Source organism: Providencia sp. PROV114 (genome assembly GCF_032704305.1).
Classification (GTDB): Bacteria; Pseudomonadota; Gammaproteobacteria; order Enterobacterales; family Enterobacteriaceae; genus Providencia; species Providencia rettgeri.
Genome location: NZ_CP120528.1, coordinates 1 through 15164 on the forward strand (window position 1 = coordinate 1; position 15164 = coordinate 15164).

Annotated in this window: 11 protein-coding genes; 8 read left to right on the forward strand and 3 right to left on the reverse strand. The window is 39.9% G+C overall.

The window, feature by feature from the left end:
• The first annotated feature begins 380 nt into the window (after window positions 1-380).
• The 7 genes from dnaA (at window position 381) to P3L37_RS00035 (ending at window position 11824) form a co-directional block, all read left to right on the forward strand.
• The gene (gene dnaA, locus P3L37_RS00005) at window positions 381-1772 is read left to right on the forward strand and encodes a chromosomal replication initiator protein DnaA (protein WP_109912543.1); all 1392 of its coding nucleotides are present in this window, start codon (window positions 381-383) and stop codon (window positions 1770-1772) included.
• Between the two features lie 5 nt (window positions 1773-1777).
• The gene (dnaN, locus tag P3L37_RS00010) at window positions 1778-2878 is read left to right on the forward strand and encodes a DNA polymerase III subunit beta (RefSeq protein WP_004906806.1); all 1101 of its coding nucleotides are present in this window, start codon (window positions 1778-1780) and stop codon (window positions 2876-2878) included.
• Between the two features lie 9 nt (window positions 2879-2887).
• On the forward strand, window positions 2888-3982 hold the full coding sequence (gene recF / locus P3L37_RS00015; protein WP_004906804.1) for a DNA replication/repair protein RecF: 1095 nt from the start codon (window positions 2888-2890) through the stop codon (window positions 3980-3982).
• 18 nt (window positions 3983-4000) lie between these two features.
• Complete coding sequence (gene gyrB / locus P3L37_RS00020) at window positions 4001-6415, forward strand: DNA topoisomerase (ATP-hydrolyzing) subunit B (protein WP_004906802.1); 2415 nt, start codon at window positions 4001-4003, stop codon at window positions 6413-6415.
• Window positions 6416-6711: 296 nt separating this feature from the next.
• The gene (locus P3L37_RS00025) at window positions 6712-9609 is read left to right on the forward strand and encodes an autotransporter domain-containing protein (RefSeq protein ID WP_222960120.1); all 2898 of its coding nucleotides are present in this window, start codon (window positions 6712-6714) and stop codon (window positions 9607-9609) included.
• Between the two features lie 209 nt (window positions 9610-9818).
• A complete protein-coding gene (locus P3L37_RS00030; RefSeq protein WP_196718930.1) occupies window positions 9819-11402 on the forward strand; it encodes a phosphoethanolamine transferase in 1584 nt (527 codons plus the stop codon).
• A 74-nt stretch (window positions 11403-11476) separates the two neighbouring features.
• Window positions 11477-11824 carry a DUF1622 domain-containing protein gene (locus P3L37_RS00035; RefSeq protein ID WP_004906795.1) on the forward strand — a complete coding sequence of 116 codons (348 nt, stop codon included), beginning with the start codon at window positions 11477-11479 and terminating at the stop codon, window positions 11822-11824.
• Between the two features lie 70 nt (window positions 11825-11894).
• On the opposite strand, the gene asd is transcribed toward P3L37_RS00035, so the two are convergent.
• The 3 genes from asd to P3L37_RS00050 form a co-directional block, all read right to left on the reverse strand.
• Window positions 11895-13001: an aspartate-semialdehyde dehydrogenase gene (gene asd, locus P3L37_RS00040; protein ID WP_004906793.1), complete on the reverse strand. Its 1107-nt coding sequence runs from the start codon at window positions 12999-13001 to the stop codon at window positions 11895-11897.
• Between the two features lie 451 nt (window positions 13002-13452).
• Complete coding sequence (gene ykgO / locus P3L37_RS00045) at window positions 13453-13593, reverse strand: type B 50S ribosomal protein L36 (RefSeq protein WP_004906789.1); 141 nt, start codon at window positions 13591-13593, stop codon at window positions 13453-13455.
• 2 nt (window positions 13594-13595) lie between these two features.
• Window positions 13596-13856 carry a type B 50S ribosomal protein L31 gene (locus P3L37_RS00050; RefSeq protein WP_004906261.1) on the reverse strand — a complete coding sequence of 87 codons (261 nt, stop codon included), beginning with the start codon at window positions 13854-13856 and terminating at the stop codon, window positions 13596-13598.
• Between the two features lie 248 nt (window positions 13857-14104).
• Between P3L37_RS00050 and nagK the strand changes: the two genes are divergently transcribed.
• Window positions 14105-15016 carry an N-acetylglucosamine kinase gene (gene nagK / locus P3L37_RS00055; protein ID WP_094962017.1) on the forward strand — a complete coding sequence of 304 codons (912 nt, stop codon included), beginning with the start codon at window positions 14105-14107 and terminating at the stop codon, window positions 15014-15016.
• Window positions 15017-15164 lie beyond the last annotated feature (148 nt).

A 15164-nucleotide genomic window follows, 5' to 3' on the forward strand; every position in this document is an offset into this window, starting at 1 on the left:
CAAAGCGCAAGGATCTTCAAGAGATCTAAAAATATTTTTTGATCATACAGAATATTTACTGTAAATCGTCTAAAGTTATCCCCAGCATGTGGAAAAATGACGATAAATTTAGGTAGCCCAGTCTATTTCTTCTTTATAAGAGGGGCCTTATCACATTTACCTGTGGATAAAAAGCATAAAAACTGTGTAAAAGAATGGAGATCTCTGACTAATTTTGCGGTATGATCACTGGTCTATTTCTGATCCATCGATCGGCAATATGCAGTAAGTAAGCGTTAATCTAAAATATTTTTGGGTCATAGCACTAAGAATGAGCCCGAGAAACTCTTTGTTTACATCCGTACTTCTTGTTCCATTGACCTTGTTTAGGGGAGTCCAACGTGTCACTTTCGCTTTGGCAGCAATGTCTTGCCCGATTGCAGGATGAACTACCTGCCACAGAATTCAGTATGTGGATACGACCCCTTCAAGCTGAATTAAACGACAATACACTGGCACTTTATGCCCCAAATCGTTTCGTTCTCGACTGGGTTAGAGACAAGTACATCAATAATATCAATGAATTATTGAATGACTTTTGTGGAACTGACGCGCCTGCACTACACTTTGAGGTAGGCAACAAACCGATTACAGTCGCACCGGCAGCAACACAAGCACGTACAACTCAACAAGTACCTGCGTTTGCCGTTCCGTCAGCCCCAATTAAACCGAGTTGGGACAACTCAGCCAAAGTACAACCAGAAGTTGCTTATCGTTCTAATGTAAACCCTAAGCACACTTTTGATAACTTTGTTGAAGGTAAATCGAACCAATTGGCTCGCGCTGCTGCGAGGCAAGTGGCAGAAAATCCAGGTGGTGCCTACAACCCATTATTTCTTTATGGTGGGACTGGTTTAGGTAAAACCCACTTATTACATGCTGTCGGCAATAGTATTATGCAGCATAAAGCCAACGCTCGCGTGGTTTATATGCACTCTGAACGTTTTGTTCAAGATATGGTCAAAGCTCTACAGAACAACGCAATTGAAGAATTCAAACGTTATTACCGTTCTGTAGATGCGCTACTCATTGATGATATCCAGTTTTTTGCTAACAAAGAGCGCTCACAAGAAGAATTTTTCCATACTTTTAATGCGCTACTGGAAGGCAATCAGCAAATTATTTTGACCTCTGACCGTTACCCAAAAGAGATTAACGGTGTGGAAGATCGCTTAAAATCGCGTTTTGGTTGGGGCCTAACTGTTGCAATCGAACCACCAGAGTTAGAAACTCGCGTGGCGATTTTAATGAAAAAAGCAGATGAAAATGAAATCCAACTTCCGGGTGAAGTGGCCTTTTTCATCGCCAAACGCCTTCGCTCGAACGTTCGTGAATTAGAAGGGGCGTTAAATCGTGTGATTGCCAACGCAAACTTTACTGGCCGCGCGATTACTATCGATTTTGTCAGAGAAGCACTGCGTGACCTATTAGCACTACAAGAAAAGCTGGTAACTATTGATAATATTCAAAAAACAGTTGCTGAATATTATAAAATTAAGGTAGCAGATTTATTGTCTAAGCGCCGTTCCCGTTCTGTCGCGCGTCCGCGTCAGATGGCAATGGCACTGGCAAAAGAGCTGACTAACCATAGTTTACCTGAAATCGGGGATGCCTTTGGCGGCCGTGACCATACCACGGTGTTACATGCTTGCCGTAAAATTGAACAATTACGGGAAGAAAGCCATGACATCAAAGAAGATTTTTCTAATTTAATCAGAACATTATCATCTTAATTGCTATGAAATTTACAATAGAACGCGAGCAGTTATTAAAACCGTTACAACAGGTTAGTGGTCCTTTAGGTGGGCGTCCAACTCTGCCTATTTTAGGTAACCTTTTATTACAGGTGAAAGAAGGCACCCTCCAACTCACTGGGACCGACCTTGAAATGGAGATGATGGCCAATGTTGCCCTAACAGGGGAGCACGAAATTGGCGCAACCACCGTGCCCGCACGCAAATTTTTTGATATCTGGCGTGGGCTACCTGAAGGTTCTGAAATTCATGTAGAGCTGAATGATGACAGACTGCTCGTCCGTTCTGGACGTAGCCGCTTTTCATTATCCACATTGCCAGCTGCTGACTTTCCAAACTTGGATGACTGGCAAAGCGAAGTGGAATTTTCTCTTCCGCAATCAATACTGAAACGTTTAATTGAAGCTACTCAGTTTTCAATGGCGCACCAAGATGTCCGTTATTACCTTAACGGTATGCTATTTGAAACCGAAGACCAAATGCTCAGAACCGTTTCCACAGACGGTCACAGGCTTGCCGTGTGTGCGATGGATATTGGTCAATCGCTACCTTCTCATTCAGTGATAGTACCTCGTAAAGGGGTCATTGAGTTAATGCGTTTGTTAGATGGTGGTGACACCCCTCTACAACTGCAAATCGGCAGTAATAATATTCGTGCTCACGTTGGGGATTTTATCTTTACCTCTAAATTGGTTGACGGCCGTTTCCCTGATTACCGCCGAGTACTACCGAAAAATCCAAACAAAACCTTAGAAGCACGCTGTGATTTACTCAAACAAGCCTTTTCTCGCGCTGCGATTTTATCGAATGAGAAATTCCGCGGTGTGCGTTTATATTTCAGTGAAAACCAACTGCGCATTACAGCTAATAACCCAGAGCAAGAAGAAGCTGAAGAAATTGTTGATGTTAGCTACCAAGGTACTGAGATGGAAATTGGCTTTAACGTCAGCTACATCTTAGATGTCTTAAATGCACTAAAAAGTGAAAATGTGCAACTTCTGTTAACCGATGCCGTTTCCAGTGTGCAGATTGAAGACGCTGACAGTAAAGCAGCGGTGTATGTTGTCATGCCAATGCGCTTGTAATCGGTATTTATGATCCTTTCGCGTTTATTGATCCGTGATTTTCGAAATATTGAAAATGCGGATCTCTCCCTTGCTAATGGGTTCAATTTTTTAATTGGCCCCAATGGGAGCGGTAAAACCAGCATATTGGAAGCCATATATACACTCGGTCATGGCCGTGCATTTCGCAGCATTCAAGCGAACCGAGTTATTCGTCATGAGCAAGAGCAATTCATTCTTCATGGTAAACTTAGCCATTTAGATGAACAGCGAAACGACCTTTCACTAGGTTTAAGCAAAAACCGTGATGGTGATAGTAAAGTTCGAATAGACGGTACTGATGGCCATAAAATTGCAGAGCTAGCAAAATTATTGCCAATGCAACTGATTACCCCTGAAGGGTTTACTTTGCTAAATGGTGGTCCTAAATATCGACGTGCTTTTATTGATTGGGGTTGTTTTCACAATGACCCGCTGTTTTTTTCAGTATGGTCAGATTTAAAACGGTTATTAAAACAACGCAATGCCGCTTTACGGCAAGTTACTCGTTATGAGCAAATTCGTCATTGGGATAAACAACTGGCACCGCTTTCTGAGCAAATAAGCCAATGGCGCCATGACTATATTGCAGGTATTGCCGAAAATATCGAGCAAACTTGCCAACAATTTTTACCCGAATTTTCACTCTCAGTATCCTTCCAACGCGGTTGGGATAAAGAAATTGATTATTCAGAACAATTAGAGCGCCAATTTGAGCGTGATAGAGCGCTAACCTATACCGCTTCAGGGCCACATAAAGCTGATTTGCGTATTCGAGCAAATGGAACACCTGTTGAAGATATGCTTTCACGGGGCCAATTGAAGCTACTTATGTGTGCATTAAGATTAGCGCAGGGTGAGTTTTTCACCCATCAGAGCGGGCAACGATGCCTGTATCTACTGGATGATTTTGCTTCTGAACTTGATGCTGGCCGTCGCCAATTACTGGCAGCCCGCCTCAAAGCTACACAAGCGCAAGTGTTTGTCAGTGCCATTACACCTGAGCAAGTTAATGATATGATAGATGCAAATAGCAAGATGTTTAGTGTAGAACATGGCAAAATAGAAGTTCAACCTCAGGAATAGAAAGAGCAGGAAACGTTGATGTCGAATACATATGACTCCTCAAGTATCAAGGTATTAAAAGGACTGGATGCGGTGCGTAAGCGCCCGGGCATGTATATCGGTGATACAGACGATGGAACAGGTCTTCATCACATGGTTTTCGAGGTTGTCGACAACGCTATCGACGAAGCCCTCGCAGGCTTTTGTGATGATATCGTGATCACTATCCATGCCGATAACTCTATCTCCGTACAGGATGATGGACGTGGTATCCCTACAGGTATCCACGAAGAAGAAGGTGTATCAGCCGCAGAGGTTATCATGACCGTTCTGCACGCAGGCGGAAAATTTGATGACAACTCCTATAAAGTCTCCGGTGGTTTACACGGTGTTGGGGTTTCCGTTGTTAACGCCTTATCTGAAAAATTAGAATTAGTTATCCGCCGTGATGGCAAAGTTCATGAGCAAATCTACAAACACGGTGAGCCTCAAGGGCCTCTGACTGTTGTCGGTGAAACTGACCAAACAGGAACACGCGTTCGTTTTTGGCCAAGCATGGACACCTTTAAAGGTGTGACTGAATTTGAATATGATGTCTTAGCAAAACGCTTACGTGAGCTATCGTTCCTAAACTCAGGTGTTTCTATTAAGCTCGTCGATAAACGCGATGGCAAAGAAGACCATTTCCATTATGAAGGCGGTATCAAAGCCTTTGTTGAGTATTTAAGTCGTAATAAAACCCCTATCCACCCTTCTGTCTTTTATTTTTCAACTGAAAAAGACGGTATTGGCGTTGAAGTTTCAATGCAGTGGAATGATGGGTTCCAAGAAAATGTATACTGCTTCACCAATAACATTCCTCAGCGTGATGGGGGTACTCACCTCGCTGGTTTCCGTGCAGCAATGACACGCACATTAAATAACTACATGGAAAAAGAAGGCTATCAGAAGAAAAGCAAAGTCAACGCAACCGGTGACGATGCACGTGAAGGCCTGATTGCAGTTATTTCAGTAAAAGTTCCCGACCCTAAATTCTCATCACAAACCAAAGAAAAATTGGTCTCTTCCGAAGTGAAAACGGCGGTTGAAACGATGATGAACGAAAAACTGGTTGAATATTTACTGGAAAACCCGAACGATGCAAAAATCGTTGTGGGCAAAATTATTGATGCCGCACGCGCACGTGAAGCGGCGCGCAAAGCTCGCGAAATGACTCGTCGTAAAGGCGCATTAGATTTAGCTGGCTTGCCAGGTAAACTGGCTGACTGCCAAGAACGTGACCCTGCGCTATCTGAACTGTACCTTGTGGAAGGGGACTCCGCGGGCGGCTCTGCAAAACAAGGCCGTAACCGTAAGAACCAAGCCATTTTGCCACTGAAAGGTAAAATTCTAAACGTAGAAAAAGCGCGTTTCGATAAAATGCTGTCTTCACAGGAAGTTGCAACCCTGATTACGGCATTAGGCTGTGGTATTGGCCGTGATGAATACAATCCTGACAAACTGCGTTATCACAGCATTATTATCATGACGGATGCGGACGTCGATGGTTCGCACATTCGTACGTTACTGTTGACCTTCTTCTATCGCCAAATGCCTGAAATCGTTGAACGTGGCCATATCTTTATTGCTCAACCACCACTGTATAAAGTGAAACGTGGTAAACAAGAGCAGTACATTAAAGATGACGATGCGATGGACGATTACCTGATTTCTATCGCCCTTGATGGCGCAGAGCTGCATTTAAGTGCCGAAGCGCCAGCTATGAAAGGTGAAGAACTCGAAAAACTGGTTGTCGAATATAATGCCGCACACCGTATTATTCGTCGTCTTGAGCGCCTTTATCCTCAAGCCCTACTTAACAGCCTGGTTTATCAGTCAACCTTGACTGAAGATGATTTAAAAGTCAGCGAAAAAGTGGAAGAATGGGCTAAAACGCTGGTTAAGCGCTTAGAAGATAACGAACAATTCGGTAGCACTTATAGTTATGTCATTAATGAAAACCGTGAACGTCAATTATTCGAGCCAACAATCCGTATTCGTACCCATGGTGTTGATACCGACTATAACCTCGATTTTGACTTTGTTCATGGCAGCGAATACCGCCGTATCACTCATTTAGGCGACTTAATCAGCGGCTTAATTGAAGAAGGTGCTTATATCAAGCGCGGTGAACGTCGCCAAGATATCAGTAACTTTGAAGAAGCTCTGGCTTGGTTAACACGTGAGTCTCGTCGTGGCCTATACGTACAACGTTATAAAGGTCTTGGTGAAATGAACCCAGAACAACTTTGGGAAACCACCATGAACCCAGAAACGCGCCGTATGATGCGTGTGACGGTGAAAGATGCGATTGCAACAGACTTACTATTCACCACATTAATGGGTGATGCTGTTGAGCCACGTCGTGCATTTATCGAAGAAAATGCCTTAAAAGCAGCGAATATTGATATCTAATTATTCAGCTAACTAAATAATATTTAATAACCCCATCCGAAAGTTTGGGGTTATTTTTTTGATTTTTTCTATAATTATTATCTTATTTTTATGATTTAATTAAACCAATAATAAAAAAAAAAAAACGAAACTAATCAATACAAAACCACTTTACAAAGGAAAAAACAATTAAAAAATAAAGCTTAACGTTCTAATTAATAAGATTTTTTTATTTTCAAAACTGTCATAAAAAATAAACATATTATAAATAAACTCCGCAAAATAAAATTTTTACCAAGAGCATCGGCGGAATTATAATGAGAAAAACTTTTATTTCAGCATCAATGACTTTATTGCCATTCATATTCATGAATACTCTAACAGCTAAAACTAATATTTTAGAATTAGAGAAAAATATTATTGATACAAGAGGTGTATGGCTTGAAGACATTAAAAATAATATTATTAATAATACGCCTAAAGAAGGCAGCGAAGTTGCTGAGCAAGATAGGCTTATTAGTAACGAATACATCAATATCACTGGTGAGCGGGAAAGTTTAGCACTCGCAGATAAATCCCAAGACTCAGGTTATTTATTTAACAGTTATCAAACGATACTGTTTGGTAAACATGATATTAATCTAAGAGATCATAACCAATATAAAGCAATCAGCTTATTACATGATACAAGTACTCGTGCCTATGATGAAAAAAAACAACGTACTAGGTCAATTGATTTTATTCTAAAAGATCATTTTAAACGCGGTCGTCCTTATCAAGTATTGGATGAAGAAGGTCACTATATTGCAGGCTATTCACAAATACAGGGCTCATCTTACCCTAGTGGCCATACGTGGAATGGTTTTAAGCAAGCTGCGGTATTGGCGATGATTTTTCCTGAAAAAGGCAGTGAAACTTTCAATCGAGCTATTGAATATGGTGAAAGCCGTGTGATTGTTGGCGCACACTTTGCCACTGATACAATCGCTTCTCGTGTAGGTAATTATTATTTATTGTCACAGCTCCTATCCGATGAGAAAAATACCAAATTCATTGTTGATTCGGCAAAAAATATTCGTAATGATATTTCATCATCATGTTCAAATAACATACTAAATTGCCTAACAGCTTCTACTCCTATAACCAATGACCACATGGGTTATTATGGAAAAAAAGAAATACAAAATATATCAATGATCGAGCCTAAAAATATACCTAAAACGGCAGGTTATTTACTTCGATTACGTTTCCCTTACTTGAATAAAGCACAATGGGATCATATTTTAGCCAGTACCGCATATCCAAGCCAATCAATTGCAGGTTGGAATATCAAAGAAAATGACCCAAACTCCTATTGGGGATTAATTAACTTACCTGCGGCTTATCAGGGTCCCTCTTATTTATATGAAAATTTTATCATTAATCAAGATACTAATGACTTTGATATTGCCAATTTTGGAAAGTTAGATGAATGGAAAAATAATATTCAAGGGACTGGAAAGTTAACGAAACAAGGCCAAGGGACATTAGTATTGTCAGGTAATAATACCTTTGCTGGCTTCACAGTAAATCAAGGCCATTTAGTCTTAACCGGCGAAAATAAATATTCGCAAAAATCCGACATTAATGGCGGAATGGTTACCCTTAAAAAACACTTAGACTCCGCAGTTGATATCCAAAAAGGAACGTTAGTTCTAGATGATGGAAAAATCGGTGCTTCTGTTAATATTAACCGCCACGGTTTACTTATGGGCAATGGAAGCATTCGACAATTAACCGCCAACCAAGGTGCTGCCGTTGCACCCGGCCACTCAATTGGCACAATTAACATTGTTGATTCTGTGACTTTTGCTCCGGGCAGCCATTATGTGGTTGAAATCAATCCAGCAGGTCAAAACGATCAGATCATCAGCCAAGGCTCTGCTTCATTAAAAGGCGGTACCGTCAGTGTCACTCTTGAAAATCATAATAGTCCGCTCTCTAAACAAGATATCAACCGCTTATTTAATACAGAATATACAATATTAAGTGCTCAAAAAGGGGTTGATGGCCAATTTGATGGCGTTGTGCCTAATTACCAGTTTATTGGAACGACACTAAATTACACTCCCAAAGAAGTCACTCTTAAAATAGGGCGTAATAACACTGCATTTTCTAGTGCAGCTGCAACGCAAAACCAAATCGCCGTGGCTAAGGCTATTGAAACGCTTCCTACGTACCATACGCTTTATGACCGCACATTGAAAAGCCAAACAAAACAACAAGCTCGAGCAATATTTCACGATGTCACTGGGCAAATATACGCTGACATATTATCCAACCAAATAAATAATAGCCGTCAGATTAAAGAGGCACTCCTTGATCAAGCTCGATTGTCTGAATCATGGAGTAGCGAAAACAAGGGCAATGTATGGGCAAAAATGCTCTATGATTGGGATAAAACAACTGGCGATAACAATGCCTCTGGGTATCAATCATCAAATTATGGTCTATTGCTTGGGGCAAATAGACGTTTTATTAACGACAAAATGACTTTCGGTATCGCCGCAGGCTTTAGCCAAAGTGACTTATCTGGCCATCTTGGCCACGGTAATAGTAATAACTACCATGCTGCCATTTATGGTAGCGCTTTATGGCAGCCGCTTGCGGTTCGTGCAGGGCTTAGTCACACTTCACACCTCATTCATACTGAACGTACAATCAGTAATGGTACGAGTCACTCTGCAAGCTATTACACTAATACCCATCAGGCATTTATGGAGCTGGCCTATCCAATCCAATCAAATTGGATGAATATTGAGCCATTTACCAATTTCACTTATATTAGTGCGATGAACCATGCAATTAATGAGAATATTAGCAGCACATCACTGCAGGCGCGTAAGCAACGCATCAATACAACGCTTTCAACTGTTGGGCTACGTCTTGATAATCAATGGAAACTAGGTAAAACATCAAATATTGGTTTGCATGGTGAGCTTAACTGGCAATATCAATATGGGAATCTGAATAGAGGTATAAAACTGAATTTTTCCGATACCACGAGCTCATTTATGACACAAAGTGTTCCTACATCACGCCATGGAATGGCATTAAAAGTCGGTACCGATATCAATATAAAAGAAAATACTAAGCTATCAATTAATTATAATAAATTTTTATCAAAAAATTATAGCGATAACAATATTGATGCCAAAATTGCGGTAACTTTCTAAATCAATATCTCACCTCCCCTCGCAAGTTGTGAGGGGCAGGTCATGACTAAACATCACGAGATTTTACAGTTTTTTACGCCATTATTTTGATTACCTTACCTTTTTTTATGTTATAAACGAACAATGTCTTAAGTTAATTAGATGTTAACTTATTATTTTTAATTGCCTCTATAACCTCAGGTAAGGTCAAAAATACTTAAAATAACACTATGATACGCCAAATTATTATTTTAATTTATGCATTATTGATATCTATAACTCCTGTGTTTTTCAGTGGAGATATTAGCAATATCGCGGATATTGCCATCGTAATTTCAGGAGCGCTGATAATACTGTTATGTGCAGGTATCTATCGTTTTTTGCTTGGCAAAATTTTCACGGTGTTTGTTTCACTCCTGTGGGCTCTCAATTTATCTGTTTCATTTTTCTTTTATCAAAAGCACGATATCCGCTTTTCTTCTTCGATTGCAGAAACTTTTATCAATACCAATAGCAGTGAAACGGTAGGAATGCTTTCCTATAACATTGGTTATGTTATATTTTATCTTTTTGTTTTTTCAGCTTATTTAGTATGTATTCATCAATGCGCAAAATACATGAATCGCCGTATCACAGCGATAAGTATGGCGCTAATTTGTGGCTATCTATTAGCCATTCCAGCCTATTACGCATCATTATTTAATAAACCTGATAGCGCGTTATTGATCACGGAAAAATACTTCTTAAATACTCCCTTCTACAATGCCGCGGCTTTAGTCAAAAACTTATATGAAAACCGGGGGATAAAAAAAATATCATCACAGAAAGTTGCTTTTAATTACCAGAAAAAAACCTCTGATACTGAAATCTATGTACTTGTCATCGGTGAATCATTACGCCGTGACCATATGGGCTTTTATGGCTATCAATATGATACAACACCTAATTTAAATCAGCGCAAATCTCAGATATTGGCGTTTCAACAAGCGTATTCTCCAGCACCAGTGACTATATTGTCGGTTCCTATTTCACTGTCTAATATCCGCTTTGAGCAAATGCAGGATAAATCACACTATTCAGACAATATCATTTCATTGGCCAATCATGCGGGCTTTAAAACCTACTGGATCAGCAACCAAGGCAAAACCAATAAACGTACCAGTATCATTTCTGCTATTGCCTCTATGTCGCAAAAGAAAACTTGGAACGAATTTGTCGGCTATGACGAAGAGCTACAAGATGACTTCAAGAACGCTATCAATGACCCCACTGATAAGAAAAAACTTATTGTTTTACACACTTATGGTAGCCATGAACCAGCCTGTAACCGCTTTCCTGAAACTGAGCTAAAAACATTTAGTGGCCAAGAAGATGACGATTGCTACGACAGTTCAATTGCTTATACCGATAAATTTATCGAAAATCTTATGCAGCAACTCGAAGGTAAACCTGCAACTTTGATGTACTATTCAGATCACGCATTGCAACGCTTAGACAGTGATAACAATATTCACTACCATCATGGTGTTAACAACCCAAGAAAAGAAGCCTATGAAATCCCCTTGCTGATTTGGTACAGCCAAAGTGCGAGTAAACCAAGTATCAACCCAGAAAATTTGCAGTCCCCCTATTCTACAGCGAATAATTATTGGCTAATCAGTGATTGGCTTAATATACAACAAGGCGCAGAGCAAGCTTGCTTATCGCCTTTACGTAAATGTTATCAACCCAACAAAAATATTCAGGTAATCGATGGAAATCGAAATATTTTATCCATTAGTCAATTACCTTCAGAAACCATAGACCCACAATAAAACTCGATATTTTGCCAATATTTGCTCATAGTTAACAAATATGAATCCAGCTTACTTATCGAGTCGAGGTCTTAATGTTCGATTTAGTTTTTTTACGTGAATTACTGGTGTCTAGTGTTCACGTACTCCAGTTACTTTTAGAAGCTATTTCAGTCATCTGCGTGGTGATTGGGTTAGTAAAGACCCTGATAGTCTGGATACGCACCCAGAAATCACGTAAGGCTCGTTATTGTTTTGGTGATTGGTTAGCAACTGCATTAGAGTTCCAGCTCGCTGCTGATATTTTAGCAACGACCGTCGACCCAGATTTAGATAGCCTTATCAAATTAGGTATCATTGCCGTGATCCGTACATTCTTAAACTACTTCTTAGCAAAAGAGTTAGAACATCAGCCTCCGCAGAATGACCCTGCTCGTCATTAATTTAGGCACAAAAAAACCTGCACATTTTAGTGTGCAGGTTAATATAAAATTACTGATTACAGTTCAGAAACTATAGCAAAATACGTAACATACGACGAAGCGGCTCAGCGGCGCCCCACAGTAATTGGTCACCAACCGTAAAGGCAGATAGGTATTCAGGGCCCATATTCAGTTTACGTAAGCGACCAACAGGGGTGCTAAGCGTACCAGTTACTGCCGCAGGTGTTAACTCACGCATGGTGATTTCACGGTCATTAGGAACTACTTTCACCCAGTCATTATGTGAGGCAAGTAATTGCTCAACTTCATTCAACGGAACATCTTTTTTCAGCTTCAATGTGAAAGCTTGGCTATGGCAACGCAACGCACCAATACGTACACATAAACCATCAACAGGAATAATATGACTTCCTGTCGCAAGAATTTTGTTAGTTTCTGCTTGGCCTTTCCACTCTTCGCGGCTTTGGCCGTTTTCTAATGCTTTATCAATCCATGGGATCAGGCTACCTGCTAATGGTACGCCGAATGCATCCGTTGGCATTGTGCCACTACGAGTGAAGTCTGTGACTTTTTTCTCGATATCTAAAATAGCTGAGGCCGGGTCTTGGAGTTCTTTAGCAACTTGTGTGTGCAAAGACCCCATTTGAGCCAGAAGCTCACGCATATTACGTGCCCCAGCCCCTGATGCCGCTTGATACGTTGCCACAGATGCCCATTCCACTAAATTATTAGTGAACAGCCCACCTAAAGACATCAACATCAAACTTACCGTACAATTCCCACCGACAAAGGTCTTAATGCCTTTATTTAAGCCGTCTTGGATATGTTGGTTGTTCACAGGATCAAGAATAATAATCGCATCATCTTTCATACGTAATGAAGACGCAGCATCAATCCAATAGCCATTCCAACCTGATTCACGAAGTTTAGGATAAACTTCGTTGGTGTAATCGCCACCTTGGCAGCTAATAATGATATCCAATGCCTTTAGCGCATCAATATCAAAAGCATCCTGTAAAACACCACGATGACCACCGTAGACAGGGGCTTCTTCACCCTGTTGTGATGTGGTAAAGAAAACAGGATGAATCGCATCAAAATCACGTTCTTCTACCATTCTCTGCATCAATACTGAGCCGACCATTCCTCGCCAGCCAACAAACCCGACATTTTTCATTTTTACTCACCCTGTTCGTTTAAATTTTCACCAAAAAATTTCCAGTTCCGACTTTACAACATGGATACTGTCATTTTTGTCATTCACCCAAATTGAAACTAGAAATTTTTCGGATGTATCTTGCGTTATATCATTCGAGTTGCAGGTAAGCGACAAGTGAAGAGAGTCCGATGAGCATACATATGTATGTGATTCGTCAGTCTGAGCGCAGTCAACACCCATGCAACTTGAAGGATGATAAGTATAAACTTGACAAAATATGCACCAGTGCGCAAGTGAATTTCATCACTAATAATAAGAAGATTAGTAATCATGCTAATAATCGAAGAAATCAGTGGATAAAAAACAAATAAAAAAAAGCCACGGCAGAGAGCAATAATCTGCAATGGCTAAGCAAATAAAATATAAAGCGATACAGGAAAAATTTTATAATTATGTGTGAATCAAATAGCTAGCGTTTTTTCTTACAACCTTGCACCGCTTTAAAGCGCGGGTTTGTCTTGCATATCACATACACTCGACCACGGCGGCGAACAACTTGGCAATCTGGATGACGGGTTTTTGCCGTTTTTAATGAACTCAGTACTTTCATCTTTATTTACCCTCTGACTGTAAAAAACGACCAAAACGCTTCTGGAACTGTGCCGTTTTACCTTCCTGAGAAATCATTTTCTGTTTACCGGTATAAAACGGATGTGACTGAGAAGAAACATCAAGCGTGACATATGGAAATATTTCACCTTCATATTCAATTGTTTTTTCAGTCTTTATTGTTGATCCTACTTTGAAATAGGCATCAGCACTTGTGTCATGAAAAACCACGGTACGGTATTGTGGATGGATCCCCTGTTTCATAATAACCACCTAAATGTAATGTTATAATATAACAATAGCTCATTTAAAATAGTGGTGCAATTATTTTTTATTCAAAAATATTTAAGACGAAAAACGATGAAAAAATTTCACATAAAAAATAAATACCAAAACAGTAATTTATCCTCCAATGAACTTTTGTATAATTAGATTAGTAGATTCCATCATTTATTATTTATCAAATAGATACATTATCTTTTTAATAAATAAACCATTAGGGGAAGATGAAAATGTATTACGGCTTTGACATGGGCGGGACAAAAATTGAACTTGCCGTCTTTGACAACGAACTAAATCAGGTCTGGCAAAAACGTGTCCCCACACCTAAAGATGATTACCAAACGCTCTTAAATACGTTTCTCGAACTCACACTGGAAGCAGATGAAAAATTTAACTGCCAAGGAAAAGTGGGTGTTGGTGTTCCTGGTATCGTAAACCACGCTGAAGGAACCGTTTTTACAACCAATGTCCCTACCGCTCAATATAAGCCTTTAATTCATGATCTTGCTAATATATTACAGCGCCCAGTAAAAGTGGAAAATGATGCCAATTGCTTTGCATTATCAGAAGCTTGGGATCCTGATTTCAAACGCTATCCAACTGTACTTGGCTTAATTTTAGGTACCGGTGTAGGCGGTGGGTTCATTATCAATGGTAAAGTTTTATCCGGTAAAAATGGAATTGCAGGGGAAATAGGCCACATGAACCTCAGTGTTCGTGGAGCAAAATTGTTAGGGGAAAAAGTTCCTGAAATAACTTGCGGCTGTGGCCAAACTGCTTGCTTTGAAACCTACCTATCAGGCCCAGGTTTTGAGCGCATTTACTCCTCATTCACCAATGAAAAACGTTCAGCTATCGAAATTATCGAGCAATATAAACAAGGCGATATTCAAGCAAAAGAACATGTTAACCGCTATATGTCATTACTTGCGATGTTTATGGGGCAAATTGTCACTGTTTTTGACCCCGATTTAGTGGTGATTGGCGGAGGATTATCGCAGTTTGAAGAGATCTATAAACAACTACCAGAAGTGCTTCCACAATACCTCTATGGCATAGCGACATTACCAGCAATCGAAAAAGCACGTTATGGTGACTCTGGAGGCGCAAGAGGTGCTGCATTCCTCAACTTGATAGACTAATCTTACTTTTTTGCGCTTCATAACGGTTTTCATCCATGAAGCGCGAATTTATCACTTTAATCTTATTTATTTTCCCCATTTTGTACTTTAAATATGCTTATTATAGTTGAGAATGATTATCATCAACTTAGTTATTAATGGTAAAATC

Bases quoted from the DNA above. Each gene is read 5' to 3' on its own strand.
- dnaN (WP_004906806.1), top strand. From the start codon at position 1,778: ATGAAATTTACAATAGAACGCGAGCAGTTATTAAAACCGTTACAACAG.
- recF (WP_004906804.1), top strand. From the start codon at position 2,888: ATGATCCTTTCGCGTTTATTGATCCGTGATTTTCGAAATATTGAAAAT.
- gyrB (WP_004906802.1), top strand. From the start codon at position 4,001: ATGTCGAATACATATGACTCCTCAAGTATCAAGGTATTAAAAGGACTG.
- P3L37_RS00025 (WP_222960120.1), top strand. From the start codon at position 6,712: ATGAGAAAAACTTTTATTTCAGCATCAATGACTTTATTGCCATTCATA.
- P3L37_RS00030 (WP_196718930.1), top strand. From the start codon at position 9,819: ATGATACGCCAAATTATTATTTTAATTTATGCATTATTGATATCTATA.
- P3L37_RS00035 (WP_004906795.1), top strand. From the start codon at position 11,477: ATGTTCGATTTAGTTTTTTTACGTGAATTACTGGTGTCTAGTGTTCAC.
- asd (WP_004906793.1), bottom strand. From the start codon at position 13,001: ATGAAAAATGTCGGGTTTGTTGGCTGGCGAGGAATGGTCGGCTCAGTA.
- ykgO (WP_004906789.1), bottom strand. From the start codon at position 13,593: ATGAAAGTACTGAGTTCATTAAAAACGGCAAAAACCCGTCATCCAGAT.
- P3L37_RS00050 (WP_004906261.1), bottom strand. From the start codon at position 13,856: ATGAAACAGGGGATCCATCCACAATACCGTACCGTGGTTTTTCATGAC.
- nagK (WP_094962017.1), top strand. From the start codon at position 14,105: ATGTATTACGGCTTTGACATGGGCGGGACAAAAATTGAACTTGCCGTC.